Source organism: Neobacillus sp. SAB-20_R2A (genome assembly GCF_049568635.1).
In the GTDB taxonomy this organism is placed as follows: domain Bacteria; phylum Bacillota; class Bacilli; order Bacillales; family Cytobacillaceae; genus Neobacillus; species Neobacillus citreus.
Map to the genome: position 1 here is coordinate 3,714,601 of NZ_CP145895.1, position 22,856 is coordinate 3,737,456.

25 protein-coding genes and 2 pseudogenes are annotated in these 22,856 nt (G+C 41.8%); 3 read left to right on the plus strand and 24 right to left on the minus strand.

Annotation, left to right across the window (positions count from 1 at the left end):
• Positions 1 to 240: 240 nt before the first annotated feature.
• From V5M37_RS17975 to V5M37_RS18030, 12 genes and pseudogenes are all read right to left on the minus strand, one after another.
• A complete protein-coding gene (locus V5M37_RS17975; RefSeq protein WP_423798535.1) occupies positions 241 to 1,056 on the minus strand; it encodes a formate/nitrite transporter family protein in 816 nt (271 codons plus the stop codon).
• A 279-nt stretch (positions 1,057 to 1,335) separates the two neighbouring features.
• The gene (larA, locus tag V5M37_RS17980; protein WP_423798536.1) at positions 1,336 to 2,598 is read right to left on the minus strand and encodes a nickel-dependent lactate racemase; all 1,263 of its coding nucleotides are present in this window, start codon (positions 2,596 to 2,598) and stop codon (positions 1,336 to 1,338) included.
• A gap of 222 nt (positions 2,599 to 2,820) precedes the next feature.
• Positions 2,821 to 3,789 (minus strand): 2-keto-3-deoxygluconate permease, encoded by a 969-nt coding sequence (locus V5M37_RS17985; RefSeq protein ID WP_423798537.1) that lies wholly within the window; start codon positions 3,787 to 3,789, stop codon positions 2,821 to 2,823.
• 134 nt (positions 3,790 to 3,923) lie between these two features.
• Positions 3,924 to 5,072, minus strand: coding sequence for a glycerate kinase (locus V5M37_RS17990; RefSeq protein ID WP_423798538.1), 1,149 nt, complete (start codon positions 5,070 to 5,072; stop codon positions 3,924 to 3,926).
• 275 nt (positions 5,073 to 5,347) lie between these two features.
• Complete coding sequence (locus tag V5M37_RS17995; RefSeq protein WP_423798539.1) at positions 5,348 to 5,860, minus strand: DUF3231 family protein; 513 nt, start codon at positions 5,858 to 5,860, stop codon at positions 5,348 to 5,350.
• A 460-nt stretch (positions 5,861 to 6,320) separates the two neighbouring features.
• Positions 6,321 to 6,845, minus strand: a complete 525-nt coding sequence (locus V5M37_RS18000; protein WP_423798540.1) for a GNAT family N-acetyltransferase — start codon at positions 6,843 to 6,845, stop codon at positions 6,321 to 6,323.
• Positions 6,846 to 7,046: 201 nt separating this feature from the next.
• Positions 7,047 to 7,802 (minus strand): ZIP family metal transporter, encoded by a 756-nt coding sequence (locus tag V5M37_RS18005; protein WP_423798541.1) that lies wholly within the window; start codon positions 7,800 to 7,802, stop codon positions 7,047 to 7,049.
• 79 nt (positions 7,803 to 7,881) lie between these two features.
• Positions 7,882 to 8,004: a YjcZ family sporulation protein gene (locus V5M37_RS18010; RefSeq protein WP_213119029.1), complete on the minus strand. Its 123-nt coding sequence runs from the start codon at positions 8,002 to 8,004 to the stop codon at positions 7,882 to 7,884.
• Positions 8,005 to 8,121: 117 nt separating this feature from the next.
• A pseudogene (locus V5M37_RS18015) lies at positions 8,122 to 9,321 on the minus strand (MFS transporter); the annotation flags it as partial.
• Positions 9,293 to 9,376 (minus strand): annotated as a pseudogene (locus tag V5M37_RS18020) (hypothetical protein); the annotation flags it as partial. The pseudogenes V5M37_RS18015 and V5M37_RS18020, both read right to left, overlap by 29 nt.
• A gap of 45 nt (positions 9,377 to 9,421) precedes the next feature.
• The gene (locus V5M37_RS18025; RefSeq protein WP_423798542.1) at positions 9,422 to 10,000 is read right to left on the minus strand and encodes a metalloregulator ArsR/SmtB family transcription factor; all 579 of its coding nucleotides are present in this window, start codon (positions 9,998 to 10,000) and stop codon (positions 9,422 to 9,424) included.
• 449 nt (positions 10,001 to 10,449) lie between these two features.
• The gene (locus V5M37_RS18030) at positions 10,450 to 10,587 is read right to left on the minus strand and encodes a hypothetical protein (protein WP_213145469.1); all 138 of its coding nucleotides are present in this window, start codon (positions 10,585 to 10,587) and stop codon (positions 10,450 to 10,452) included.
• A 169-nt stretch (positions 10,588 to 10,756) separates the two neighbouring features.
• Between V5M37_RS18030 and V5M37_RS18035 the strand changes: the two genes are divergently transcribed.
• A complete protein-coding gene (locus tag V5M37_RS18035; RefSeq protein WP_423798543.1) occupies positions 10,757 to 11,650 on the plus strand; it encodes an aldo/keto reductase in 894 nt (297 codons plus the stop codon).
• A 56-nt stretch (positions 11,651 to 11,706) separates the two neighbouring features.
• Here V5M37_RS18035 and V5M37_RS18040 read toward each other — a convergent pair whose 3' ends face one another.
• The 3 genes from V5M37_RS18040 to V5M37_RS18050 all read right to left on the minus strand — a co-directional run bounded on the left by V5M37_RS18040 (position 11,707) and on the right by V5M37_RS18050 (position 13,014).
• The gene (locus tag V5M37_RS18040) at positions 11,707 to 12,111 is read right to left on the minus strand and encodes a DUF3147 family protein (RefSeq protein ID WP_213145467.1); all 405 of its coding nucleotides are present in this window, start codon (positions 12,109 to 12,111) and stop codon (positions 11,707 to 11,709) included.
• 15 nt (positions 12,112 to 12,126) lie between these two features.
• Positions 12,127 to 12,486: a DUF3147 family protein gene (locus V5M37_RS18045; protein WP_423798544.1), complete on the minus strand. Its 360-nt coding sequence runs from the start codon at positions 12,484 to 12,486 to the stop codon at positions 12,127 to 12,129.
• Between the two features lie 222 nt (positions 12,487 to 12,708).
• A complete protein-coding gene (locus V5M37_RS18050) occupies positions 12,709 to 13,014 on the minus strand; it encodes a BC1872 family protein (protein ID WP_423798545.1) in 306 nt (101 codons plus the stop codon).
• A gap of 258 nt (positions 13,015 to 13,272) precedes the next feature.
• Here V5M37_RS18050 and speD point away from each other — a divergent pair, with 258 nt between their 5' ends.
• Positions 13,273 to 14,547: an adenosylmethionine decarboxylase gene (gene speD, locus V5M37_RS18055; protein WP_423798546.1), complete on the plus strand. Its 1,275-nt coding sequence runs from the start codon at positions 13,273 to 13,275 to the stop codon at positions 14,545 to 14,547.
• Positions 14,548 to 14,679: 132 nt separating this feature from the next.
• On the opposite strand, the gene V5M37_RS18060 is transcribed toward speD, so the two are convergent.
• The 3 genes from V5M37_RS18060 to V5M37_RS18070 all read right to left on the minus strand — a co-directional run bounded on the left by V5M37_RS18060 (position 14,680) and on the right by V5M37_RS18070 (position 16,378).
• On the minus strand, positions 14,680 to 15,774 hold the full coding sequence (locus V5M37_RS18060) for a PrsW family glutamic-type intramembrane protease (RefSeq protein WP_423798547.1): 1,095 nt from the start codon (positions 15,772 to 15,774) through the stop codon (positions 14,680 to 14,682).
• Positions 15,775 to 15,882: 108 nt separating this feature from the next.
• The gene (locus V5M37_RS18065) at positions 15,883 to 16,143 is read right to left on the minus strand and encodes a CGCGG family rSAM-modified RiPP protein (protein ID WP_423798548.1); all 261 of its coding nucleotides are present in this window, start codon (positions 16,141 to 16,143) and stop codon (positions 15,883 to 15,885) included.
• A 112-nt stretch (positions 16,144 to 16,255) separates the two neighbouring features.
• Positions 16,256 to 16,378 (minus strand): hypothetical protein, encoded by a 123-nt coding sequence (locus V5M37_RS18070; protein WP_261363816.1) that lies wholly within the window; start codon positions 16,376 to 16,378, stop codon positions 16,256 to 16,258.
• Positions 16,379 to 16,622: 244 nt separating this feature from the next.
• On the opposite strand from V5M37_RS18070, the gene V5M37_RS18075 reads away from it, so the two are divergent.
• The gene (locus V5M37_RS18075; RefSeq protein WP_423802645.1) at positions 16,623 to 17,282 is read left to right on the plus strand and encodes a DsbA family oxidoreductase; all 660 of its coding nucleotides are present in this window, start codon (positions 16,623 to 16,625) and stop codon (positions 17,280 to 17,282) included.
• Between the two features lie 93 nt (positions 17,283 to 17,375).
• Here the strand turns inward: V5M37_RS18075 and V5M37_RS18080 are convergent, their stop codons facing one another.
• The 6 genes from V5M37_RS18080 to V5M37_RS18105 all read right to left on the minus strand — a co-directional run bounded on the left by V5M37_RS18080 (position 17,376) and on the right by V5M37_RS18105 (position 22,847).
• Positions 17,376 to 17,600 (minus strand): hypothetical protein, encoded by a 225-nt coding sequence (locus V5M37_RS18080; protein ID WP_423798549.1) that lies wholly within the window; start codon positions 17,598 to 17,600, stop codon positions 17,376 to 17,378.
• A 75-nt stretch (positions 17,601 to 17,675) separates the two neighbouring features.
• Positions 17,676 to 18,764, minus strand: coding sequence for a threonine aldolase family protein (locus V5M37_RS18085; protein WP_423798550.1), 1,089 nt, complete (start codon positions 18,762 to 18,764; stop codon positions 17,676 to 17,678).
• Positions 18,765 to 18,815: 51 nt separating this feature from the next.
• On the minus strand, positions 18,816 to 19,829 hold the full coding sequence (locus tag V5M37_RS18090) for a hypothetical protein (RefSeq protein WP_423798551.1): 1,014 nt from the start codon (positions 19,827 to 19,829) through the stop codon (positions 18,816 to 18,818).
• Positions 19,826 to 20,698 (minus strand): ABC transporter permease subunit, encoded by an 873-nt coding sequence (locus V5M37_RS18095; protein WP_423798552.1) that lies wholly within the window; start codon positions 20,696 to 20,698, stop codon positions 19,826 to 19,828. The genes V5M37_RS18090 and V5M37_RS18095 overlap by 4 nt, the downstream gene beginning before the upstream one ends.
• A 176-nt stretch (positions 20,699 to 20,874) precedes the next feature.
• Positions 20,875 to 21,315, minus strand: coding sequence for a MaoC/PaaZ C-terminal domain-containing protein (locus V5M37_RS18100; protein WP_423798553.1), 441 nt, complete (start codon positions 21,313 to 21,315; stop codon positions 20,875 to 20,877).
• 5 nt (positions 21,316 to 21,320) lie between these two features.
• Positions 21,321 to 22,847 (minus strand): acyl-CoA synthetase, encoded by a 1,527-nt coding sequence (locus tag V5M37_RS18105; protein ID WP_423798554.1) that lies wholly within the window; start codon positions 22,845 to 22,847, stop codon positions 21,321 to 21,323.
• Positions 22,848 to 22,856: the final 9 nt, after the last annotated feature.

A 22,856-nucleotide genomic window follows, 5' to 3' on the forward strand; every position in this document is an offset into this window, starting at 1 on the left:
TAAACACAAAAAACCCCCATAAAACAGTTGCTATACCTAATTTGGTATAAACCGTTTCATGGGGGGAGAATTTCTAAGCATATTTTATATACTAGCGATCATTCCCGCCATATTATTTGTGAGCAAGCAGGAAATCAAAGCAACAACTGTTACCTAATTTCAATGCATTCTTCACTAATTTTAAACATTAACACTATGAATATATCATAAATTTGTCTTTTTTACGAACTAAATAATTTACTAGACTGCCTTTTTCATCTTGCTATAGGATTTTGTTGCATCTGTACCAATTGTTTCTTTATATACCAGCCAGTAGATTACAGCGACGAATACTCCTCCGCCGATGGCATTGCCTATAAATACTGGTACAAAATTAGCAAAATAATCGGCCCAGCTTAAACTGCCTGCAAAGATTGCCGCAGGAATCACGAACATGTTGGCCACAATATGCTGGAAGCCAATAGCAACGAATCCCATTACCGGGAACCAGATGGCCAGCATTTTTCCGCCAATGTCATCAGCACCAAACGCCATCCATACCGCTAAGCAGACCAGCCAATTGCAGCCGACCGCAGAAACTAATGCTTGAAAAAAGCTTTCACCGGTTTTCGCTTGTGCAATCGCAATTGTTTTTTCAAGAAATGGCCCTGTTTCAGTTAATCCGACTACATGGCCAAAGAAATAAGCCACAAAGATAGCACCGACAAAGTTACTGACAACAATCAGCAGCCAATTTCTCATCAGCTGTAAGGTCGTTACCCGCTTAGCCAATACCGCCATCGGCAATGCCATCATATTTCCCGTCAGCAGTTCACCGCCGGCAATAATGATCAGCATGAGGCCGACCGGGAACACCGAAGCGCCGAGAAATGACCCAAATGACCCCCATTCTTTTGGCAAATTTCCAATCACACGTATGTCTAATAGAAAGCCCAATGCGATAAACGCTCCACCTAAGAAACCTAACAGCAGGGCATGACGAATCGGCATTACTGCTTTCTTCGCGCCCGCTTCAACTACTTTTCGGGCAATTTGATCAGGACTATGAAATGCCATATGTTTTCCTCCATTATGTACTTTTTTTAAAATAAAAATAGCCCACCATAAAGCGGTTTCATGCAAATAAATTCACATAAACCGTTTATGATGGGCTAATATTCTAAGCATTAAAAAATACTAGAAATCCTTCCCGCCAATATAAAACAGAATAACAGAATGAAAGTGCAACACCATGTTACATTTCATCAATGAACATTCTATTTCTTCATAACATTTTATAAGATAACATATTTCTTATTTTTTGTGAACATTTTGTGACTTTTTTATCTTAAAATACTACTCTTCCACATATGGGATTGTCAGCGGCCCAAGCGGTAAAACAGCAACAGTCATGTTTTCGCCATAAACCTGTTTAAGTTCTTCAAGGGTTTTCTCAATATTGTGTGTCGGCTTAAGCATGGCGCCCTTCACCTGTTCGTCTGTTAGCTTAGAATAAACGTAGACATCTGACCAAACTTGGATGACGGCCTGTTTTTGTACTTGCCATTGATCAAACATTTTAAATTCTGGACTATTGATCAGGTCAAGCAAGCCTTGCGGGCTGTCGGCGAGTTCAAAAATTTTCGCGTAATTCCCATGGCTTGGGAGTCCATCTGAGCATTCCGAAGCAACAATAATGGCCCCGCCTTTTTTGACAATCTTCTGTGCAGCGCTCATTCCTTTCACGGCCTGGTAAAGGTTCTGGTCAAGCGGATATCCGGAATTGGAAGTGATGACAACATCAAACCGCTCTTCACATCGGACCATGGCATGTTCTTTCACAAAGGCACAGCCCTTATCATGTGCCTCATAAAGCTCTCCAGCAAATACGTTTGTAATTTCTTTTTCTTTATTAAGGGTTACATTTAACATGAAATGCGGTTTACAAAGACTGTTAATTTCCCTTGTCATGTCCTGAACTGGGTTATTGACCATATTTCCCCATGTGGAAAGAGGGTCGCCAATCATTCTTGCGTTGTGGAAGGTCATGATGGTATCAAGCCCGGCAATGCCCGGCATAATACCTTTTGGTCCTCCGGAAAAACCGGCAAAAAAATGCGGTTCAATAAATCCTGTGACAATCCGGAAATCGGCTTCCACATATTCTTTATTGAGATACACGTCACAGCCAAATTTGCTGCGTCCGAGATTTACCTGTGTGCTTTTGTCGTGACAGTTATTATTGATGATTCGGATATTATCTACAACCCATTCGCCAAGCATTTGCACAAACTCTTCCCTGGTCTGATCACGGTGGGTCCCAGTTCCATTGATTACAACGAAATTCTCCAATGGTACATGGTTCAATTCTTCAATTAATAACGGGACAAGAATATGGTTCGGGGTTGGTCTTGTAATATCGCTTATGGCAATGGCAACAGTATCCGTCGCCTTGACCATTTCTTTTAAAGAAGGGGTTCCAATTGGGTTCCTCAAAGCCTGTCTAATCGCTTCCCATTCATCCCCCATCGCTGGTAGGTCTTTTGGTTCTACAACAAACGCATGATCAGGGACTTCAATTTCAAGACCGTTTTGGCCGTATAACAGGTTTGTTTTCATATGCTTACACTCTCTTTCGCAAATGTTTTATGGGAATGTGCTAACATTCAAGTTATTTCTTACCATTTAATAATTGCCAAACCCCTGAGATTGCTCTCAGGGGTTATTGGTTGCTGCCAATACGGCAATCAATCGTTTATTGTTAAACTCCTTAAAGCATAACATTTTACCATGGTTCAATCTATTGATTGTTTTTTTATTAGTATCCCAGAGATGTCATTATTAACTAGCTTTGTTCGCTTGAAGTTTAAATTGCTCTTTTTTCTTTAGTCTGCTTGCATACCATGCAACAACAATCGGACATAAAATCGCGGTTACAATAACGCTCGCAGCTACCATGATTGTTGCAGAGCCAGCAACCTGTGCATAGGCAGGGTTAGCAGCAGCTACGGCAGCAGGAACACCAGCGGCGTTTCCGGCAGTGGTGGCGGCAGATAAACCGGCAATTCCGTTTCCACCTGTCAATTTGTCTACAAGGAATAATGCAGTACCAGTTATAACAATTACACCAAGACCCAATAATATTCCTGACAATCCCGCTGTTGCTACTTTTCCGAAGTCAAGTCCGGCACCAAGACCGAATGCGAAGAAAGGAATCATGACTGGAGCAGCTTTACCAAAGAATTCTTGGCAATCCTTGTCCAAGTTACCTAAAATCATCCCTAACACTAATGGAAGAATGGCACCAACCATTGTTTGCCATGGGAAACCGGCAAGACCAGCAAGTCCTAAAGTAACCATCGACAAGAACGGACCGGACTCAAGTGACATGATTGAATATGCACCCGCATCCTCAGCTTTACCAAATTGACCCATTAACGCCATGTACATGCCGCCATTTGTATCATTCATAGCAGCAACAATTGCCAGTACAGAAAGTCCGCCAAGTACCATGCCATCACCAATCAATTTTGCAGCAATGATACCGACTAAAGCAGCAACTCCTACTTTAGTTAAGAAAAGCGCTCCGCCCTTCTTTAATATATAAGGTGTCGCTCTAAAGCTTAGTGTTGTACCCATGCAGAAGAAGAAGACAGCTAAGATGGGCAGCGCCCCGCCCCATAGTGCACCAGTAAAAGATCCGAAAAAGGTAGGTGTACCTGGGAAAAGCGTATTTAATGTTGCACCAAGAAGAAGTGGAACCAGCATCATGCCGCCAGGAATTTTTTCAAGCGTTGCTTTAATTTTCATAGATTAATTGCTCCCCTCTAGGAATGTAATTATTTTTAATAATGATATAAGTCCAACAAAAAGTATTAAAATAACTGCTTCATGCATTGCCCTACAATTAATCGTCAAACCGGAACCATTCAGTCCTGGCAAACTTAGTTTCCAATCAACTTCCTTTGATAAAAAAACGATCGAACCATCTGCTCGGCGGCAAATTCTGCTAATTCTCCCGCCTTTTCCATGGCCTCGTTTAAATCCATTGGCCTATTAATTATGCTGTGAACGCTTACAACGCCATGCTGATAAAGCGCATCGATTCCCTTTCCGACAGAACCCGCCAGAATGATTGTAGGTATATTTTTTGATTGGGCTACCTGTGCCACCCCCATAGGCGTCTTGCCGGAGGCGGTTTGGAAGTCTACCTTTCCCTCGCCTGTAATGACTAGGTCTGCACCTTCGACCAGATGATTCAGCCGGGTATACTCAATGACAACGTCAATTCCTCGTCTCATCATGGCTGGGAAAAAAGCTTGAAAAGCACCGCCGATTCCTCCCGCCGCACCTGCGCCAGGAAGATTATGAATGTGAATCCCAGTTGTCTTTAAAATGACATCTGCAAAATTGGATAAACATGCATCAAGAAACTCTACATCTTCAGGTGATGCGCCTTTTTGAGGTCCAAAGACACTCGATGCACCATTGGGACCAATAAAAGGGTTTTGGACATCTGAGGCGATAAGAAACTTGCAGTCTGCAATTCTTGCATCAAACGAGAGCATATCGATTATAGCAACTTTCCTTAGCTCTGCACCACCAAAGTCAATCTCATTACTGTCCGCATCAAGGAGCTTTAACCCAAGGGCTTGCAGCATTCCAGCTCCGCCATCATTGGTGGCGGAACCGCCTATGGCGAGAATGAAGGATTGGTATCCGTCATCAAGTGCCTGTTTAATTAATTCCCCAGTTCCGTAGGTTGTCGCTTTTAAAGGATTCAACTGCGACGGAGGCACAAGCGCAAGTCCGGATGCCTTTGCCATTTCGATGACACATGTCTCTCCATCACCCAAAACACCATACTCTGCTAGAACTCTGTCCCCTAGAGGACCAGTAACATTCACCGGTACAGTATATCCATTTGTTGAGGATACAAGTGTTTCCAATGTTCCTTCTCCGCCATCACCAACGGGCAAAAGAATAGTTTTCGCTTCAGGGAAAGCCCGGAGTATCCCTTTTTCAATTGCGCTTGCTGCCTCTACTGAGCTCATGCTGCCTTTGAATGAGTCAGGGGCAATTACTATTTTCACGGAAATCTCCTCCTCAAGAAAACGTTTTCAAATAATTCATGGTCCTATTATACTTTTTCTATTTTTCTAATTCATCGTATATAATAAACAAAAATATTTTTAAAAAATTCCTATTTTTTTGTATGTTATGACTAACGCATTGGATGGATTGCACTAATAATGGAAAATACTTGAATATCGCATGTGGAATTTGAAATGGGATTACCGAGGCGCATTATCATGAGGCAATGAGAAATCAAAAAAGGATGAGACAATTTGTCTTCATCCTTTTACTCTTAACAATCACCATGTTTATTTGGATGTAATGGCGGCGGGATCAGCCAGCCTTTTTCTTTGTTTAACCGAAGAGCTTTTCCGCCAAGCGCTGCCTTTTGGTTATGGATTTGCACATACATCATGGCTATATCTTCCCTAATGGATTTACCGATTATTTGGCTGCAAGTCACTAATCCTGCAGCTATATCGGCCGAAAGTACGGCAGCAATAGCGGGATCCGGAACACGCGCTCCAACCGGAATATCCTCTAAGCAAGCTTCCGGCGGTTCCGGTGACGCTGGAGGTAAACCAACTCCATTTTCCTTTAAAAGTTCTTCCACTTGTTTCTTTTCCTGCTGACAAAGTTCAATGGCTTCTTTTAATAATTTTTTTAAATCGTCGTCACCCGTATGGTTTATCATCGTTTGATAACCCGCAATCATACCATTGCCAGCTAGAACAGATGCCCAAAGATCAAATACCTCCCCATAATGCATTGGCTCTTCCTTAGGATTTCCACTCAAAATACCCATTGCAAACCTCCTCAGATTATAAGAAAAATAACTCATTCACGTGCCACCTTTCCTAAAGCACATTCAATAGCTTTTCCCATAATCCGAAAAAAATGAGGCATGGGGACGGTTCGAGACCACTGAAAAACATGACTTTATCTGGAATTTGTTTGTTAAGATAAAATACCCTGGAATTGAAAATCCCTTCTGAATAGAACCATCCTAAGGCTAAGGAAGACCAATCAGTTCAGACCAAGATGGAAAATGGTCTTCATAAGGCCGATGGACCCCATATCAGCTCACTCCAATGTGGAAAATGGTCTTCATCTTGTTCTTGATGACCCAATCAATCTGCATGTCAATGGGGTCAATATATCTTTAATCTGCCTTCTATAAGAAGTATTCTTCAGTAGTCTCGGACGGTTCTTTTGCCTCATTTTCTGGGCCGTCTATCATTTTTGACAAACCCGTCTCATATCGTTTAAATCATTTTATAATATATTATCGTAGCATCCAGATTCCCATTTTCAGACAATGCATATTTAGGAATCCGTCCTGCTTGAATATACCCAAAAGAAGTATAAAGTCTATTAGAAGGATCTCCTTCCCTCGTATCAAGAACGATTAATGTTCTCCCCATTTGTTTAGCCGTTTCGTGAGCCTTCTCCATTAATAACCGGCCAATTCCATTCCTGCGATAATGTGGGTGCGTCATGAGCTTGGCGATTTCAGCCCGATGTTTGCCGTTCTGCTTTGAACACAGATGTAATTGCACACTTCCGGCAATGATATTATTAATCTTAGCAACAAATAAGATCACCTCAGGATTTAAGACAGATTCCCAATACTTCCTTGCCACATTTTCCTCTAATGGCGGTAAAAAACCAATCGAAGCACCATCTTCAACAACTTGAATAAGAAGTGCTGAGAGTTCGTTCAAATGTTCCTCAATAGAGATGCATCTCTCTATTTTTATGTTCTTTCTAACTTCTAAACCATTTTCCATAAAATATCCCCCAATCCCTATTTATAAAATATGGATCAAATGTATCAAATATAAAGGTTGTTACATATTCCTTTGTCAGAAAATCTTACATATTTTTTATATTACGACTAGTTGAGACTCCTTACCTAAACAGAAAAAGAACTGCCTCAGCAGCTCTATATGACTTTATCAACTATTCAATTTGGGACCCTGCGGCCGATGCTAAACAACGCTATGTAATATGAAAAACAGCAAGATTCCGGCTATAAAAAACAGGGGGGTGCTTTTAAATGTCCCTCGATTTATTAAAGGCAATAACATAGCCCCGCTAAGATACAGAAAAATCCCTGCTGTTACGGATAAGCCCATGGCGACAATCGTTTCTTGAAAGTCCTTCATTTCCGATAGCAAAACCGCAATTCCTGCTCCGAGCCAAGTAAAAAGCCCCTGAATGACAAGATAGATGGCTGTTTTTTTGCGGCCATTTAAAAAGGCGAGCATAACCGAAGTATAGGAAAGCCCTTCTGGTATTTTATGGATCACCAGTGCAATCGTAACAAAAACACCTAATTCAAAAGAAGAGGCATAGCTAATTCCAATCGATAATCCCTCAAAAAAATTATGGAGCAGCATTCCGATTGTTAATCCCGTTGCCCCAGACTTCCCACTGTTTTCTACCCCATTTTTCCCACGAAAAGTTCCTGGCAGAAAAATAAAATACATAATCAGGAACCCAAGCATCACGAACAAACTGCTGTCATGATAGTCTTCTAGCGCATGAGGAATTAAATGTAAAAGAGCAATCGATAATAACAGGCCAGCGCTAAGAGCAACCAACGACAATAAAGTTCTTTCCGGCCAATTTTTCCGAATTAAAACGAGAAATCCGCCAAGAATATAGGCAAGAGATGAGATTAAAACAATCAGGAACACAGTTGCGGTCAAGACAATCCTCCCCTTTTTTTGTTTATTCCCCATTATGTATTCACCGTCTTGAAAAAAGATTACCAATAAAAAATGAGGTGCCCTCAAAGAACACCTCATTTTTTACTTGTTATTAATAAAAGCTAGCCCCGACGATAATTAAAAGAATAAACAATACTACAATTAAAACAAATGGGCTAAAGCCGCCATAACCGAAACCGTAGCCATAACCACCGCAACCGCACCAGCCGCACATAATTAAGTCACCTCTCTAATTGATTTAATTATTCTTATGCAGCCGTGACGATAAACGTAAATGCGAATATAATAGCCTTTTAAAAATGGATGTTTGTCCTGCTTGGTTTACAATTGCTTATTTCTTCAAAACTGGCGGACTGGTCATAGTTTCCCTTTCCCTCACACGTTTCACAGATAGGAAGACCATTAGGAAAATGGCGATTAACATATAGGCGCTGCCGCCAATTAAGCCCATTGTTCGCGGTGACAGATATTCTAAAGCGGCCCCTGATAAAAGCATCGAAACACCCAATAATGGATTGCCAATGGATGCCAACAACCCAAACATTGTTCCCTGGTGTTCCTCAGGAATTTCCTTCATCAGAACCGTATCAAAACAGGCATTCCCAATCCCGGACATAAACGCGGCCCCGCAAAACACGAGAAACGCTGCGACTATATAATGGGTTTGGCTCAATATTACAAGGAAAGCACCCTCCAGCATGAGACAGGCTAACCCAATCCCAAGGATATTTTTTCGCAGACGGTTGGCGACAGAAAAACTTAATGTTAAACCAATCCCTAACGCTCCATAAAAGACCCCTACACCTATATCCCCTAAATGGTACTCTTTAACGGCATACACGGTAATCAGGACATTATCAATGCCGTTCATTGATGCAATGACCACTTCACAGAAAAGAAGAATTTGGACCGGGACGGACAATATGATTACCTTTTTTAAGGTTGGAATCAGCTTTTCCTTTTGTTGCGGCTTTTCATCCTGAATGGAGTTCTTTTCAGGAAATGTGATCGAAGAAATGATAATCGCTGCACCTAAAAAGGAAGCCGCATTAATCCAAAAGGTTAAACCTGCTCCAAATAAGTAGGAAACAATCCCCCCTGAAAAGGCGCCAACAATTAGTACAATCCCAACCAATACTTGTTCCAGACTATTTATTTTTATCAGATGCTCTTTGTTGACAAGAAGCGGTATCGCCGATTTTCTCGCTGGTGCATAAACAGCCTCGCCCACCGCTAACATGAAGGTACTAACATAAACAATCCAAAGATCCTCTATCCCATGAACCCATAGAAACGACAAGGCAAACACGATGCGGATGAAGTCAGTTGCCACTAAAATGGTTTTTCTTGAAAAACGGTCTGCCAGCCTTCCCCCGATTGGGGCAAAAATAACAAAGGGCAATAGCCGAATCGCTAGCGTCATGCCGACTGCAAAGCCTGACCCTGTTAACTGGATTACAAGCGCTAATACAGCAACGGAACTGAAGCGGTCGCCGATTCCATTTACGACACCGGCAAGAAATAATCTCCGGTATTGTTTTTCCTTTTTTATAAAAGAAAGAGCCATCTTCCTCATCTCCTTTCACCCTTATCTAATTTCACACCTATCTAATTAGTTTTGCAAAAAAAATTTACTTCAGCCACCACAGTTCAACCGGATTTAACTCATATTGATTATTTTCACGGTACATAAATTGGCACATAATAAGTTCGCGACGTAACGTAGCGTAATCCTCATGATACTGCTTTAAATATTCGTTAATTTCCTTTTCTTGATAAACTTTACCCAGTTCCAGCCCTTTGACCATATGCTCGAGCACAACAAGCTTTTTCTTTCGCTGCGCTGGGTAGGTTTTCAGTTTCCCTTCTTTGCTGAAGAAGTTTTTAATGATTGCTTCCCTATCCTCCGCTGTCACCGACATTTCCATTTCTGCTCCGCCTCCCGTTCCAACATTCAAAATAGCCTTAGCACTCATCTCTAATATTTTTGTGTTAAGAGAAAAATAAATGGTGTTTTTATCACGCCGCTCTTTTACCAGCCCCACCTCTCTAAGTTTGGCCATATGGTGGGTTATCGTTGGCGGTTTAAGCCCCAGCTTACCGGCAATCGCCTGCCCGTGCAACGGCCCCTGTTGAAGCAAAGCGACAATCTTGATCCTGGTAAGGTCACCAAGGGCTTTATGAAATTCCACGATTTTGTTTAATTGCATGTTTAAATTCACCTACTTTAATGATTATCTAATTAGATATTATTCGAATTTGATATCGTTTGCAATAGGCTAGTGGAATTTTTTTCAAGAATAAAATCAATAAAAAAACCCACGACTGGGGTGTGGGTTTTTTAAACTTTATGATTAATGTCTGCATTTCGGACAAGGCTGTAAGTGTTCCTTCACAGTTCCGCATGAAGCGCATTTATCGGTGCCCTGTTGACTTTTTTTGATTTTCCATTGATCGTAGGTTAAATGTCCTGCACTGTCGTCGTTTAAATACTTGATATAGTCATTACCATAAATATACATCAAAGGTATCACCTCCATTGCTCAATACCAATGTATGCGCTTACATATATGAAAAACACTAAAATAGCAGAATTAAAAAAAACTATCTTTCTATGTATTTTTACAAAAAAGATAGTTTTTCTGGATAGTCTTTTTTATTATTTTTTAACAGGTGTACACACAGCAAATAAATTTTCAGACGGGTCAGTCACATTGATTTCAACAATCTTAAATCCGCCATTTCCTAGATCTTTGCCCTCGTTCTTGATTGGTGTTAATACTTGATTGTTATTCATCGTCCTTACTTCCTTCCTACGTAATTTCTCACACAGAAGCTAATATATGACGATTGTTAAAAAATGTGCATACTTTTTTGTAAAATTTGTCTATTCCGAACAGGAGTTTTCACTTGAAATTATGGTATTATTTTCTAAAGAATAGAGGGTCATAAAGGAGGTAGCTTGAATGGTTGAATCTAGGAAAATAGCTGAAATTAGGGAAACCCTAAATAAGCGTGTGATATCCCTCACTGATGGTTCGTCTGTACCGGTTTTAGGGCAGGGAACTTGGAATATGGGCGAAAATAGCCGCGCAAGAGAACAGGAAGTAAAAGCCCTTCAGCTTGGAATTGAACTCGGCATGACACTAATTGATACGGCAGAGATGTACGGAAATGGCGGTACCGAGCAAGTTGTTGGAGAAGCGATAAAAGGACTCAGAGATAGAGTGTTTCTGGTCTCCAAGGTCTATCCTCATAACGCCGGAAAAAATAAAATCGCCGAAGCCTGTGAAAACAGTTTAAAACGGCTGCAAACCGATCATCTTGATTTGTACCTTTTACATTGGCGGGGCCAGATTCCACTTGAGGAAACCATCGAAGGGATGGAGAAACTTAAAATAGAAGGAAAAATTCTGCGCTGGGGTGTTTCCAACTTTGACACAGAAGATATGGATGAATTAGTTGCCTCCGCAAACGGGACAAATTGTATCACCAATCAGGTACTATACCACCTAGGCTCACGAGGGATTGAATTTGATTTGCTGCCGTGGCAAAAGCAGCATCAAATGCCCATAATGGCCTATAGCCCAATCGCCCAGGGAGGTTCCTTAAGAAGACAGCTGCTGCGTGATTCTACCATTCTGGATATTGCCCGCAGTCATAATGTGCAGCCCTTGCAGATTGTGCTAGCCTGGTGTATCCGTTCCAATCAGGTGATTGCCATTCCAAAAGCTGTCCAACCGGAACACGTCATGCAAAATGCGGCGGCTGCTTGCATTGAACTAACAACAGAGGAATTAGCTAGACTTGACGAGGTTTTTCCTGCTCCCGCCAGAAAAGTTCCTCTTGATATTATTTAAAAACGTAAAATGCCAGGCCGCTTTCCTTTTTCGGATGCCGACTGGCATTTTTTCTATTATTTATGATGTCTGAACCGTGCCTCTGCCAACACCATCTTTCTACTAAATGGTTTTATATTTAATTTCTCCCTTAGTGTTGACACCATCACGGAGCTGATCAGCCAAAAAAGCAGACCGAGCAGCATGCTTAGCGGCCAATTATGGGTCAGTTTTAAGAACAGCCAGACAGTCGCTGCACAAATAATGCCGCCAATCATGCCATAAACAGAACCGCCTGCAATTTTCGCTGCGTTCTTCGTTCCGGAAGTAACCCCTGCCATTAAAACGGCCGTAATCATCACAGCCGGAAACGCGGCGAATATTCCCCCTAGGATTTCCCATGGTGAAACCACAATTATTAAATAGCTGGCCATAACGGCGGCCCCGCCAAGTAGAAAACGTAAAAGTAAATCTTTTGTCATTGTTAACACCCTTTCCTAATTGACCGTGATGGCAACCACTATGATAGAAACTGCCAGCCAGCAGCCTAACGCCTCGATGAGTCCTTTTTTCCATCCGTGTTTCTTTAATAGAAGTACAGCCATAATGGCCACGAGTATATTAATTCCCATCCCAACCATGGCTCCTTTTGAGAGCATAATGGATTGGGAAACAAGAGCCTCGCCTTTCAAATCCAGCCCCGCTGTAAGTAATGCCGCTAAAAATACGGCTGGAAAAGCAGCGAATATTCCGCCTGCCTTTTCGCCCAATTTCCTCGCCACAATCGTTGAAGCGACAACTGCCAATCCCCCTAAAATAAATCTTATGAGTAACGCACTAACGGAAAGTCCACCCATCCTTATCACCTGTCCATAATATATATATTTGTGAATGTTTTCACATAATAACTCGATATGTTTATTTTACCCCTTTTTATCCTCAGCTCATGTGAACATTTCATTAACATTTTTGAAGCGCTATCAAGTTCTAAATAGGTACCAAAAGCAAAACGACCGAATGCTTGAAAAATTCGGTCGCTCAAAATACGGGGTCTAGTTTACATAATATAGTTAATTATGCTATAGCCATTCATCCGGAACCGAACTATTATCAGCGATTGCAAAGGCTGCTTCTGTTATGGCCGCCGCTAACGTATTGCCCGTTTCGCATGCATCATTAAAACAAGCTTGGCAGGCACCGTCTGTTTGATATGTAAACCCTAACTCTTTCAATCTTTCAACGATTAGCATCGCGTGCTCCAGGTTTTGCTCGGGTTGAAACTCGTCAACAGGTATAAAAATTCCCTTTTCAAAATCATACCAGCGATCCCATCTATTTAACTTCCAGCCTAGTATTCTGCGCGCAATTATTTCAGTTTTGTTCATAGCACATTACTCCCTATCCTCAATAGATTTTCCTATTTTACCATTTTCATATTCAGAAGCCTGTATCAATTTTCACACATACTAAATTTATTTTGACAATTTATTAACTGTCCTCCAGGCCTTAATATACTGCAGGCGAATATACGTATTTATCACTACCCGAGTTACACTCACATACCTTATTTATGAAAAATTTTTTAAATCAACAATATGAACTCAAAAATAAATCAGAATGGAGAAAGGGATGGAGGTATGGAGATGAAAGGTCAGCACCTCATCGTGGATGCCTACGATTGTCGGGCGGAGCTCTTAAATAACCCTGATGAATTAAAAACCTTGATGCTTGATACCCTCCGTGAGCTGGAATTGGAAATTCTGCTGGCTTGCTTCCATTCCTTTTCACCTCAAGGAGTAACGGGAATCATCGCGATTTCGACCTCCCATTTTTCCATTCATACCTGGCCCGAATACGGGTATGCAGCCTTTGATTTATATACCTGCTCCCCTCAGGATACCTGGCCTGTTTTAAAAAAATTCCTTAGAAAAATCGGTGCCGGGCGGGCCACCGCTATTGAAATTGAAAGAGGGATGGAAAGGAAGATTTCTCCTATATATTCAAAAGAGCCACATCCGAGGCTGACAGCCAGCAGGCGCCCGGGAAATGCATGGGACATGAAAATTCTTAAAGAAATCAAGAATGGCGGGCACCATATCCTTTACCAGGGTTCGAGTGAGCGTAATGACATTTTGCTTGTCGAGGCAAAGGACCTGCGATTGTACCTAAATGAAGAATTCCAGTTTTCTTCGCTGGATGAAAGACATTACCACGAGGCATTGGTCCTGCCAGCAATGGAACTCGCAAAATCCAGGAAACGGGTTCTGATTTTAGGCGGCGGGGATGGCCTTGCTGTTAGGGAGGTCATCAAATATCATGATGTCGTTCATATCGACCTTGTTGAAATTGACCCGATGATTATTAAGCTGGCGGCAAATGAACCGGCATTTGTTGATGTGAATGAAGGTTCGTTAAAGGATAACCGCCTGCAGATGCATATTATGGATGCGAAGCAGTACTTACTGGGGGAAATGAAGGGATATGACGTCATCATTATTGATTTTCCAGATCCTGTCGACCCTGAAACCAGCTTATTATACACGAAAGAGTTATATGAGCATGTTGGACGGCACTTAAACCCCGAAGGCATCATCGCTTGTCAGGCCACTTCCCCGGGAGACAATCCACGGGTTTATTGGAGTATCGCCAAAACATTGCAGGCTGCAGGCTTCAAAACGGAGGCCTTTTATTCTGTGGTGCCATCATTCGGAATGTGGGGATTCCACATGGCGCAACGCGGTAATTTTGTGAAAAAATGGCCAAAAATCTCGGTTCACCATGAAGCTATAGAGGCAAACGTGGAACCCTTGTTTCACCTGCCGCCAAAGTTCCACCCGCCCAATACCGGCTTAATTATTAACAGCAGAAATAACCTTAAGTTGCATGAACTTTATCAGCAAGAAATGGGGAATATTTAGTGCTGGGAATAAAAAAATGCGATTGAAATCATCTGCAATCGCATTTCTTATTTTTGGCTACAATCGAACTATCATTCTTTGAACGGAATAGGTCATTACCGATTGGCACTCGTCAGTATTCCTCAAACATTTTTATGGCTGTGTCGGCTGAGTTGGTTCATACGCAATCCGCCATTTTTTATTGGCGATTTCTTTAAGGCCTCTGCGTATCATTAAGAAAACGACAACCCATGAAGAAACCATAAGAAAGATATGTCCGAATGGGGACATGCCTTTAATCGGTGTATCCCATAAAGCGTGCATCGCTACAACCAGAAGGAAAACAAATAAAAAGTACGGCTTAACCAATAGTGAAAAATCGAATTTTTGATCGCCTTGTGCTTTGCAGAAAGCCCCACCTGTCAATGCAGCCCAGGCCACATGCCCGCCGGGAGCTAAAACACTGCGCCAGAGGATCGTCGTATAAAGGTGTTCGAAACTCCCTCCTGTCAACAGGCTTCTTAATGCATAACCTGCTGTTTCAAATGCAGCAAAGCCTGCTCCCACAGCTGCCCCCACCAAAAGCCCATTTAGCATGTACCTGTATTTGTGGTTTCGAACGAACCAGATAACAGTTATCACCTTGGCCACTTCCTCCACAATACCAATGGTAATGGGGTTGATGTTGTTTTTTACAAGATTAAAAAACACTAGTGCAACCAGCATCGAGAGGATACCGCCAATCAAGACCACATAAATGACCCTATAAAAAGCAATATTTTGCGGTGCATTCATTTCCCAGAAGAACATCAACGTTGTAATAGGGACCGCAAAAGCACCAATAATGATGAGACCCGGTAAAAAGTTAAAATTATGGAACACGGTGACACCTATGTGCATGCCTAAGAATGCAAGTAGTGCAATCAAAAATACTCTTGCAAAAAGCCATGGCTTCGGCCATGTTTCCTTTACTTCTTCTATCTTCGGTGTTGTAATTGCTGTACCGACGATGAAAAGCCGGTCCGCCTCCAGTGTGCTATGCTTTCGGAACACCCTTGAAAAAATGTTTTGAAATTTAGGTTCTACCGAACGCATCTGCTTCGGCATCGCATCCACGTAAGAGGCAAACTCGTAAAATAAACTGTCTGGATCCGGGTCCGTATTTCCACCCAGTTTAAAGTTTTTTCCGCAGTTGAGGCAGTACCTGACCCCCTCCGGATTCGAATATACGCAGTCCGGGCAATTCAATTAGCATCCCCCTCTTGATAAAATGACTAAAATTGGATGTTTAACTTGTTTTTACTATGCCCGTTAACTGCATACAAAATTATTTTTTTATAAATGAAGATTATTTATCTAAACTCTTTTCCAAACCCGTAACACGTAACCGCCGCAGCCGCACTGGTCGATAAACTTCACATCAATTTCCGCACCGAACCTAGAAAACAATTCCTTTGTTAAATAGTCATCAGGATTCCCAAAGCCGGCAGGCGTGACAACATTAACATAAAATCCTTTCACTGTCTGTTTTACAGCATCAATCGCATCTGCAATAACCAATTCCTTACCATTTTCATATTCCTCATGCTCTAATGAGATTGACCAATTCTTTTCCATTACATTCACCTCTTCCTTCTATTCTAAAATGAACTACGCCGGCAAGAGGTGATTTTCATCACGCTTCATTTTCAACTAAAAAAGGGCACTTTTTGCAGTGCCCCTTTTCAAGTTATTTTTTTGTTTTTTCTAAAGCTTGTAAAGCTACCTTTTCAAGTCCAGTTTGGGCAAATTCCACATCCGTTTTAGGCATTGCAGGATTATACTGTTTTTGCTTGTTCTTCTTTTTAGACATTTTTTCATCATCCTTTCAATTCATATAGTCATACTAAAAAGAATGCCTGTCCGGCACTTCCTTCTTATTTTGCGTTCTTTCATGAAGGCTATGCTAATTAGGTAATGCTGCAGCACTTCCCTACAAGCGGCATTTTTGCATCCCAATTTAGGAACTGATATAGTTTTATTACATTATGTTAAATTTGGAGGTATATCGCATGTTAATAGAAATGTGGACTGACTTCGCTTGACCATTTTGCTATATTGGCAAAAAGCGTCTGGAGGACGCTATTCAGAAAGTTAATTTCCCTGTCGAAGTCGTTTATCGCTGCTTCGAACTTGATCCTACGATGAAACGGGATGTAGACTACAATATCTACGAAGCTTTATCGAAAAAATATGGCATGAACGTGGAGCAAGCCAAAGCCAACAGTCGCAACCTAGAAAAAATGGCTGCTGAGGTTGGATTAGAGTTTAACTTTGACACACAAATTCTAACCAACACTTTTGATGCTCACAGATTAGTGATGTTCGCTAACAAACAGGGCCTCATGCATGAAATGACCGACCGCCTCTTACGTGCTTATTTTACGGAAGGCAAGCATATTGGGGATCATGCCACACTTGTACAGCTGGCTGAAGAGGTTGGCTTAAACGGCGAGGCAATAAAAGAAATGCTGTCAGGCACTGACATGAGCGCGGAAGTCCGGGAAGACGAAGGTCTCGCTGCGCAATACGGCATCCGCAGCATCCCATTTTTCATATTAAACAAAAAATACTCGCTTACTGGGGCCCAGCCGACCGAAACATTTATCCAATCTTTGAATCAGATTAAAGCAGAAGAATCAGCCATTACGGATTTGGGTGACCAGGATGGCGGTCTAAGCTGTGACGAGAACGGGTGCGAAATTCCTAAAAAATAGATCCATGAAAAATTAAGGTCCGAAGCCATTTTGGTTTCGGACCTTAGTTTTTTCTAATATTCCGGAAATGAAATGGATGATTCCATAGTTCATTTAATCGTTAAAATCCGAAGCATCATTGTAATCATAACGGAATCCATCTTTTTGAGCGGACCTGTTTTCGGTTAAATTACTGACGGCGTTACTTGCGGCGTCTACTGTTTTCATGGCAGCATTCTCGGTTGCTTCTAAAGCATTATGCACCGATTCAAAAGCTTCTCCTGCCGCATTTTTGATGTTTTGCGCAATATTAGCATCATTTGGTCTACGATTCGCCATTCTCATCACCTCCTAAACAAATTTAGGATATGTTAGAAAGGTTTTATTATTCAGGCTCTGACTCGTGATCACACACTACAACGATTTTGTCATCATCTTCTCATCCAATAATTTAAAAGCGTCCATTAATTGTCCCCGAGGAAGTTTCTCGTACAAATCCCCAATGCTGACTTCAAAATAACTGGTCGTCTCCGTCACGTCTCGCACATAGCTTGATAACCCAATTTCGGCTTCCACGCAGATTTCCGTTAAAATCCGCTCCATCTCTTCTTTCGGGGCATCGAAATGGACATGAAACATATTCGAAACAGGAACTTCCGGTTTTGTGGAGACGCCATAACACTGATTATAAAATCCAGCGAGTTCTTTTGCTTCCTCATAATACTGCTTCATTTTCCCAATCCGCTTGTCAAAATAATAATCGGCACTCAGATAATACGGATAAAGACTGATTAGATCCCCGCCATGGCGTCTTTTCCACACCTTGGATTTCTCAATAAATTCATTATCACCTGCCAGAACCGCACCGGCAATCCCGCCAATTCCTTTGTAAAAAGATATATACACACTGTCGAACAAGCGGCAAATTTCGGCAGCTGTTTTTTCATAATAAGGAAGAATTTCGAACAGTCGTGCCCCGTCCAAATGAAGGATGATTCCTTTTTCTTTGCAATAAGCAGAAATCGCCTCAAGTGTTTGATAGTCAGGCAGCTGCCCGCCAATTTCCCTTTGTGGCAATTCCAAAAGTACACAAGCAACCTCTTCCTTCATGCCTGTTACATCTTCAAATTCGATGACTCTAGTTTTATCTGCTAATAAAACGGATTCAATCTGATGGAGCTCCTTTAATCCGTCCTCTTCATGCACCTCTAAATGGCACAACGGATGGTAGGCGACCTTTTTCAAGCCTTTTTGATCACACCAAATTCGCATCGCAATCTGCTGCGCCATTGTCCCGCTTGGAAAAAATACCGCAGCCTCTTTTCCCAAAACAGACGCCATTTTTTCCTGGAAGTCCTCGATCAATTTCCCCTTCCCATACATTTCGCTATCAAGCTGTCCATCGAGATTTTCAAAGGCTTCCTTCAAGACTTGGATTTTTCTAGGACCATGGCCGTTCACTTGAAATGGAGTTTCTTTATATACATCCTGCAATCTATTCATATTTCCTGCTCCCTTTTTCATACTATTGCTCCAATTTCATTATACATTTAACTACGAACCCAAACTCTTTTTTTCTTTGACAAAAATAAACTGCTCCGGAGCCTGGTTACCTGTCTTACGAACCGATGTTTGAACTAGTGTCTTCTTTTGTTTTACATACGAAATACCTGCTATATTTTCTTCCAGTTCTTTTTTGATCATATTGACAATCTGGATGATCACGAAAAATCCTAAAATAGTGAACGATATGGTCCAGGGATACTGGATGAAATCATATAAACTTTGTCCAATTAAACCTGCCCATTCATTGGACATGGAGGCTTGTTTCGGCGGTGGATCATCATAGCCTACGATTCCGCCAATCGTTTGGCCTCCTAGATATAGGCCAAAGATCCCAAAATGCATGGTTACTTGTAAAGTAGTTAATAGTTGTTGAACCGTAAATAGAATGCCGTAGGAGCGAAAATAAGGGAATAAATGCCTTTTTAAAATATGAAACTTGCCGGCTCCCATTAACAAGGAAGTTGTAATAAACGACTTGGTTTTTAACTCCTCGATCAAGTCAGTGGTAAAAACTAACACCGATGGAATTCCTAACAATATGAGCATCAGAACTTGATAGGTAACGATGGTAGAAAGCGGCCTTTCAACATGGGCCATTACCGGAAGCATCAATACAATCCCTAGAAAGGTAGCGGGAACAAATCGAAATACAATAAATAAATCATTGACATATTTTTTTAACCATGGTGCCCAAAGTGATATAAAGACGCCTAAAAGTCCCCCGATGATTACCCTTAGGAAAGCCACACCAATAGCTGTGATTAAGGTAAACTTTGCTCCATACAGTAAAAGTAATAGCAAATCTTGGCCATTGCGGTCTGTTCCAAATATATGCTCTGAAGAAGGTGGAAACGGGGCACGGCCGATTACCTTTCCCGCTTCGTTGATAATCAGGCCTTTTTTATCAAAATCGGCTGGTCCATACAACGGGTATAGTAAACTTGCGATGAGCAGAAGAAGCAGAATTGCTGAGCCGATGGTGGTTTTTCGGAAACCTCTCATATGCTTGCACTCTCCTTTCTGTTTACAGCTTTGATAGCAAATAGACTAAGCACCTCAATCACTAAAAGCGGCAAAATAAATAACAGCAGACAGATGACCAGTCCAAGGAAACTGCCGCCCCTCATGACAATCAATTGAAGGATATCTGTTAACCCTGGAAGAGTAAACAGGAATTCAATTAAAAATATATTAGAGAGAATGACCCAAATACTCGTTCTTAATTGCAAAATAAATAACGGAAAAGTGTTGGGAAGCATATGTACAATCAGAATTCTTAATGAACTAAGCCCTTTTGCCCTGCTATATTGAACATAATCCTTTACCTTCTCTTCCTCCAGCACCTTAATGACAAACTGAGCAAACAGCATCGCTGGAAGAAAGGAAACCGTGATAACAGGGACCACATAAGGCCTTGCACCAAATACTCCGTAAAGCTGCAAAAACTTCAAACCCGTTTCTCTATATAGCGTAATAACAAAGAACTGAATGATAAAAATAACCATTAAATCAGGAACGCCTTCAAAAAAGTTAATTCCGCGTTTTATAAATCCACCGATTTTTTTTGGCATCATATGGACAAACATGGCAGCCAGCAGTCCAAATACAATAACAGCTACCAGCGAAGAAGCGAATATCGACATGGTGTAAGCATAACTTTCCGGCAGATTTTGCTCATTAAATAAGTCTATGTAACTTGTGTCCCCAAACCGAATTAATTGTTGAATATTCTCTTTCACATACTTCCAAAAAGTTTCCGGGTGTAACGTTAAGCTATTACCAATGCCAATTAACGAAGGCAGATTAAAGACAAAAAGAAACCCGAAAACCATCAAAGCCAGCCGAACCGGCCACTCTATTAACCTTTTCATTCCATCACCTCTAGCTCGGGCTGTACACTGCCCGCTTTTTCTGCATAAATATGCTCCAAAGTAATTAGACGTAAATAGAAGCAATTTCGTTTACAAAATATTGAAATTTTTTAAAAAAATACAAAAAAACTGGGAATCTCTATTCCCAGCACCTTTTTTTGCATCTCTTTTATTTCCTAGGCAGGCTGCCTTTTATTAATCAAGGCTTTCGAAATTCCGACAATGCATGGTTCGCCGGTTTGTTTGACGACCGACTGTTTGACTGTGACGACACCGGTGCCATTCCCTTTATCCTGGAGATCGATGACTTCCAGTTCGACATGGATGGTATCGTGAATAAAGACAGGCTGGATAAAGCGCAGTTTATCAATGCCGTAATTTGCTACCACGATTTTCGGATCCATCTTTGTTAAACCCACCGCAAACGACAGCACCAGCATTCCATGGGCAATTCTTTGCTTAAAAATTGTATTTTTTGCATATTCAATATCCGTATGGAGCGGATAATAGTCTCCTGTCAGAGCAGAAAACATGACAAGATCTGTTTCCGTAATCGTCCTCCCACGTGACTCCCACTTTTCACCTATTTCAAAATGATCAAAGTATTTATCGTACACCTATATCACCCTTTCGAATTGTTTTGCCTTAAGACGGTTTTTAATATTTTCCCGGTTGCATTGCGTGGCAGTGCCTCGACAATTTCCAGCTGCTTCGGCATTTTAAAGCGGGCGATTTTTCCATCAAGAAATTTCTCCAAATCAGCCACTGTTATTTTTTGACTGCTATCCTTCAAAGCAACAACGGCTTTAATCGATTCGCCCCATTTTTCGTCCGGATATCCGATAATTGCGGCCTCGCGGATATTTGGATGCCGGTACAGAACCTGCTCAATTTCAATCGGATAGACGTTCTCCCCGCCGGTAATGATCATGTCCTTCTTGCGGTCGACAATATAAATAAACCCATCCTCATCAAATTTGGCTAAGTCGCCTGTGTAGAACCAGCCGTTTCGAATCGCCTCTTTTGTTTCTTTCGGCTTATTCCAATAGCCAACCATCACATTCGGACCATTCACAATCAGCTCTCCCACCTCGCCAGGCCGCACATCACGGTCAAGCGGGTCGACTATGCGGACTGTGGTGTGCATTGGCTCTTTCCCGACCGAGCCATTCTTGCGGATAGTATTTTCTTTATCAAGGATGCTGACAAACGGAGCAGTTTCCGTCAGCCCAAATCCCTCATAAAACGGAATTCCTCGTTTTTGGAAAAATTCAATCACGGTAATCGGACAAGGTGCCCCACCTGATACGGCGAATTGAAGCGACGAAATATCGTAGGCATCAAAATTTGGAACACTCATTAACGCCTGCCACATCGCCGGGACTAGGAATAAGGTCGTTACCTGTTCATCGTTGATTTTTTGTAAAATTCTTACTGGGTCAAAACCATCAATTAAAATGTTTGCCCCGCCCTTATAAATTAGCGGCAACGTAAACACGCTCATTCCGCCAATATGGAACAGCGGCGCCGCGGCAAGCGTCGTATCAGAATAATCAACAGGGGTGTTGTGGATGAAGTTAATGGCATTCCATTGGGTATTACCGTGGCTTAACATTGCCCCTTTCGGCCTGCCGGTTGTACCGGATGTGTACATCATTAAATGGATATCATCGATCCCAATCTCAAAGTCCGGCTCATCCGGTGACGCTTCCTCCAGCAACTTTTCATAAAGCAAATCAGCATCATGCGGTTGCTTCCCGACGTGGATGTATTCAAGCAAACTGGATTCCATCGTTCGCAGCTGGTCTACCAGCGGCCTCATCCGGCTGTCATAAATAAAATGATAGGCCCTTGAATCATTAACAATATAATGGACTTCTTCGGCACTTAAACGGAAGTTGATGGGCACAAAGATAGCGCCAATTTTCGCGCAGGCAAACACCGCTTCGAGCATTTCATTCGTGTTAAGAAGCAGGGCATCGACCCGGTCACCCTTCCTTACCCCTAAGGAAAGAAGGGCATTAGCCAGCCGATTGACCCGTTCATTAAATTCTAAGTACGTAAACCGTTTTTCGTTATAGACAAGCGCCAGTCTATCCGGACGGACCTTACAATGTTTCACAAGCCAATTTCCGATTCCCTGAACCATAACCCCAAC

Coding starts and splice junctions, on each gene's coding strand:
- V5M37_RS17975 (WP_423798535.1), bottom strand. CDS start 1,056: ATGGCATTTCATAGTCCTGATCAAATTGCCCGAAAAGTAGTTGAAGCG.
- larA (WP_423798536.1), bottom strand. CDS start 2,598: ATGAAAACAAACCTGTTATACGGCCAAAACGGTCTTGAAATTGAAGTC.
- V5M37_RS17985 (WP_423798537.1), bottom strand. CDS start 3,789: ATGAAAATTAAAGCAACGCTTGAAAAAATTCCTGGCGGCATGATGCTG.
- V5M37_RS17995 (WP_423798539.1), bottom strand. CDS start 5,860: ATGGGTATTTTGAGTGGAAATCCTAAGGAAGAGCCAATGCATTATGGG.
- V5M37_RS18000 (WP_423798540.1), bottom strand. CDS start 6,845: ATGGAAAATGGTTTAGAAGTTAGAAAGAACATAAAAATAGAGAGATGC.
- V5M37_RS18005 (WP_423798541.1), bottom strand. CDS start 7,802: ATGGGGAATAAACAAAAAAAGGGGAGGATTGTCTTGACCGCAACTGTG.
- V5M37_RS18010 (WP_213119029.1), bottom strand. CDS start 8,004: ATGTGCGGCTGGTGCGGTTGCGGTGGTTATGGCTACGGTTTCGGTTAT.
- V5M37_RS18025 (WP_423798542.1), bottom strand. CDS start 10,000: ATGCAATTAAACAAAATCGTGGAATTTCATAAAGCCCTTGGTGACCTT.
- V5M37_RS18030 (WP_213145469.1), bottom strand. CDS start 10,587: ATGAATAACAATCAAGTATTAACACCAATCAAGAACGAGGGCAAAGAT.
- V5M37_RS18035 (WP_423798543.1), top strand. CDS start 10,757: ATGGTTGAATCTAGGAAAATAGCTGAAATTAGGGAAACCCTAAATAAG.
- V5M37_RS18040 (WP_213145467.1), bottom strand. CDS start 12,111: ATGACAAAAGATTTACTTTTACGTTTTCTACTTGGCGGGGCCGCCGTT.
- V5M37_RS18045 (WP_423798544.1), bottom strand. CDS start 12,486: ATGGGTGGACTTTCCGTTAGTGCGTTACTCATAAGATTTATTTTAGGG.
- V5M37_RS18050 (WP_423798545.1), bottom strand. CDS start 13,014: ATGAACAAAACTGAAATAATTGCGCGCAGAATACTAGGCTGGAAGTTA.
- speD (WP_423798546.1), top strand. CDS start 13,273: ATGAAAGGTCAGCACCTCATCGTGGATGCCTACGATTGTCGGGCGGAG.
- V5M37_RS18065 (WP_423798548.1), bottom strand. CDS start 16,143: ATGGAAAAGAATTGGTCAATCTCATTAGAGCATGAGGAATATGAAAAT.
- V5M37_RS18070 (WP_261363816.1), bottom strand. CDS start 16,378: ATGTCTAAAAAGAAGAACAAGCAAAAACAGTATAATCCTGCAATGCCT.
- V5M37_RS18080 (WP_423798549.1), bottom strand. CDS start 17,600: ATGGCGAATCGTAGACCAAATGATGCTAATATTGCGCAAAACATCAAA.
- V5M37_RS18085 (WP_423798550.1), bottom strand. CDS start 18,764: ATGAATAGATTGCAGGATGTATATAAAGAAACTCCATTTCAAGTGAAC.
- V5M37_RS18090 (WP_423798551.1), bottom strand. CDS start 19,829: ATGAGAGGTTTCCGAAAAACCACCATCGGCTCAGCAATTCTGCTTCTT.
- V5M37_RS18095 (WP_423798552.1), bottom strand. CDS start 20,698: ATGAAAAGGTTAATAGAGTGGCCGGTTCGGCTGGCTTTGATGGTTTTC.
- V5M37_RS18105 (WP_423798554.1), bottom strand. CDS start 22,847: ATGGTTCAGGGAATCGGAAATTGGCTTGTGAAACATTGTAAGGTCCGT.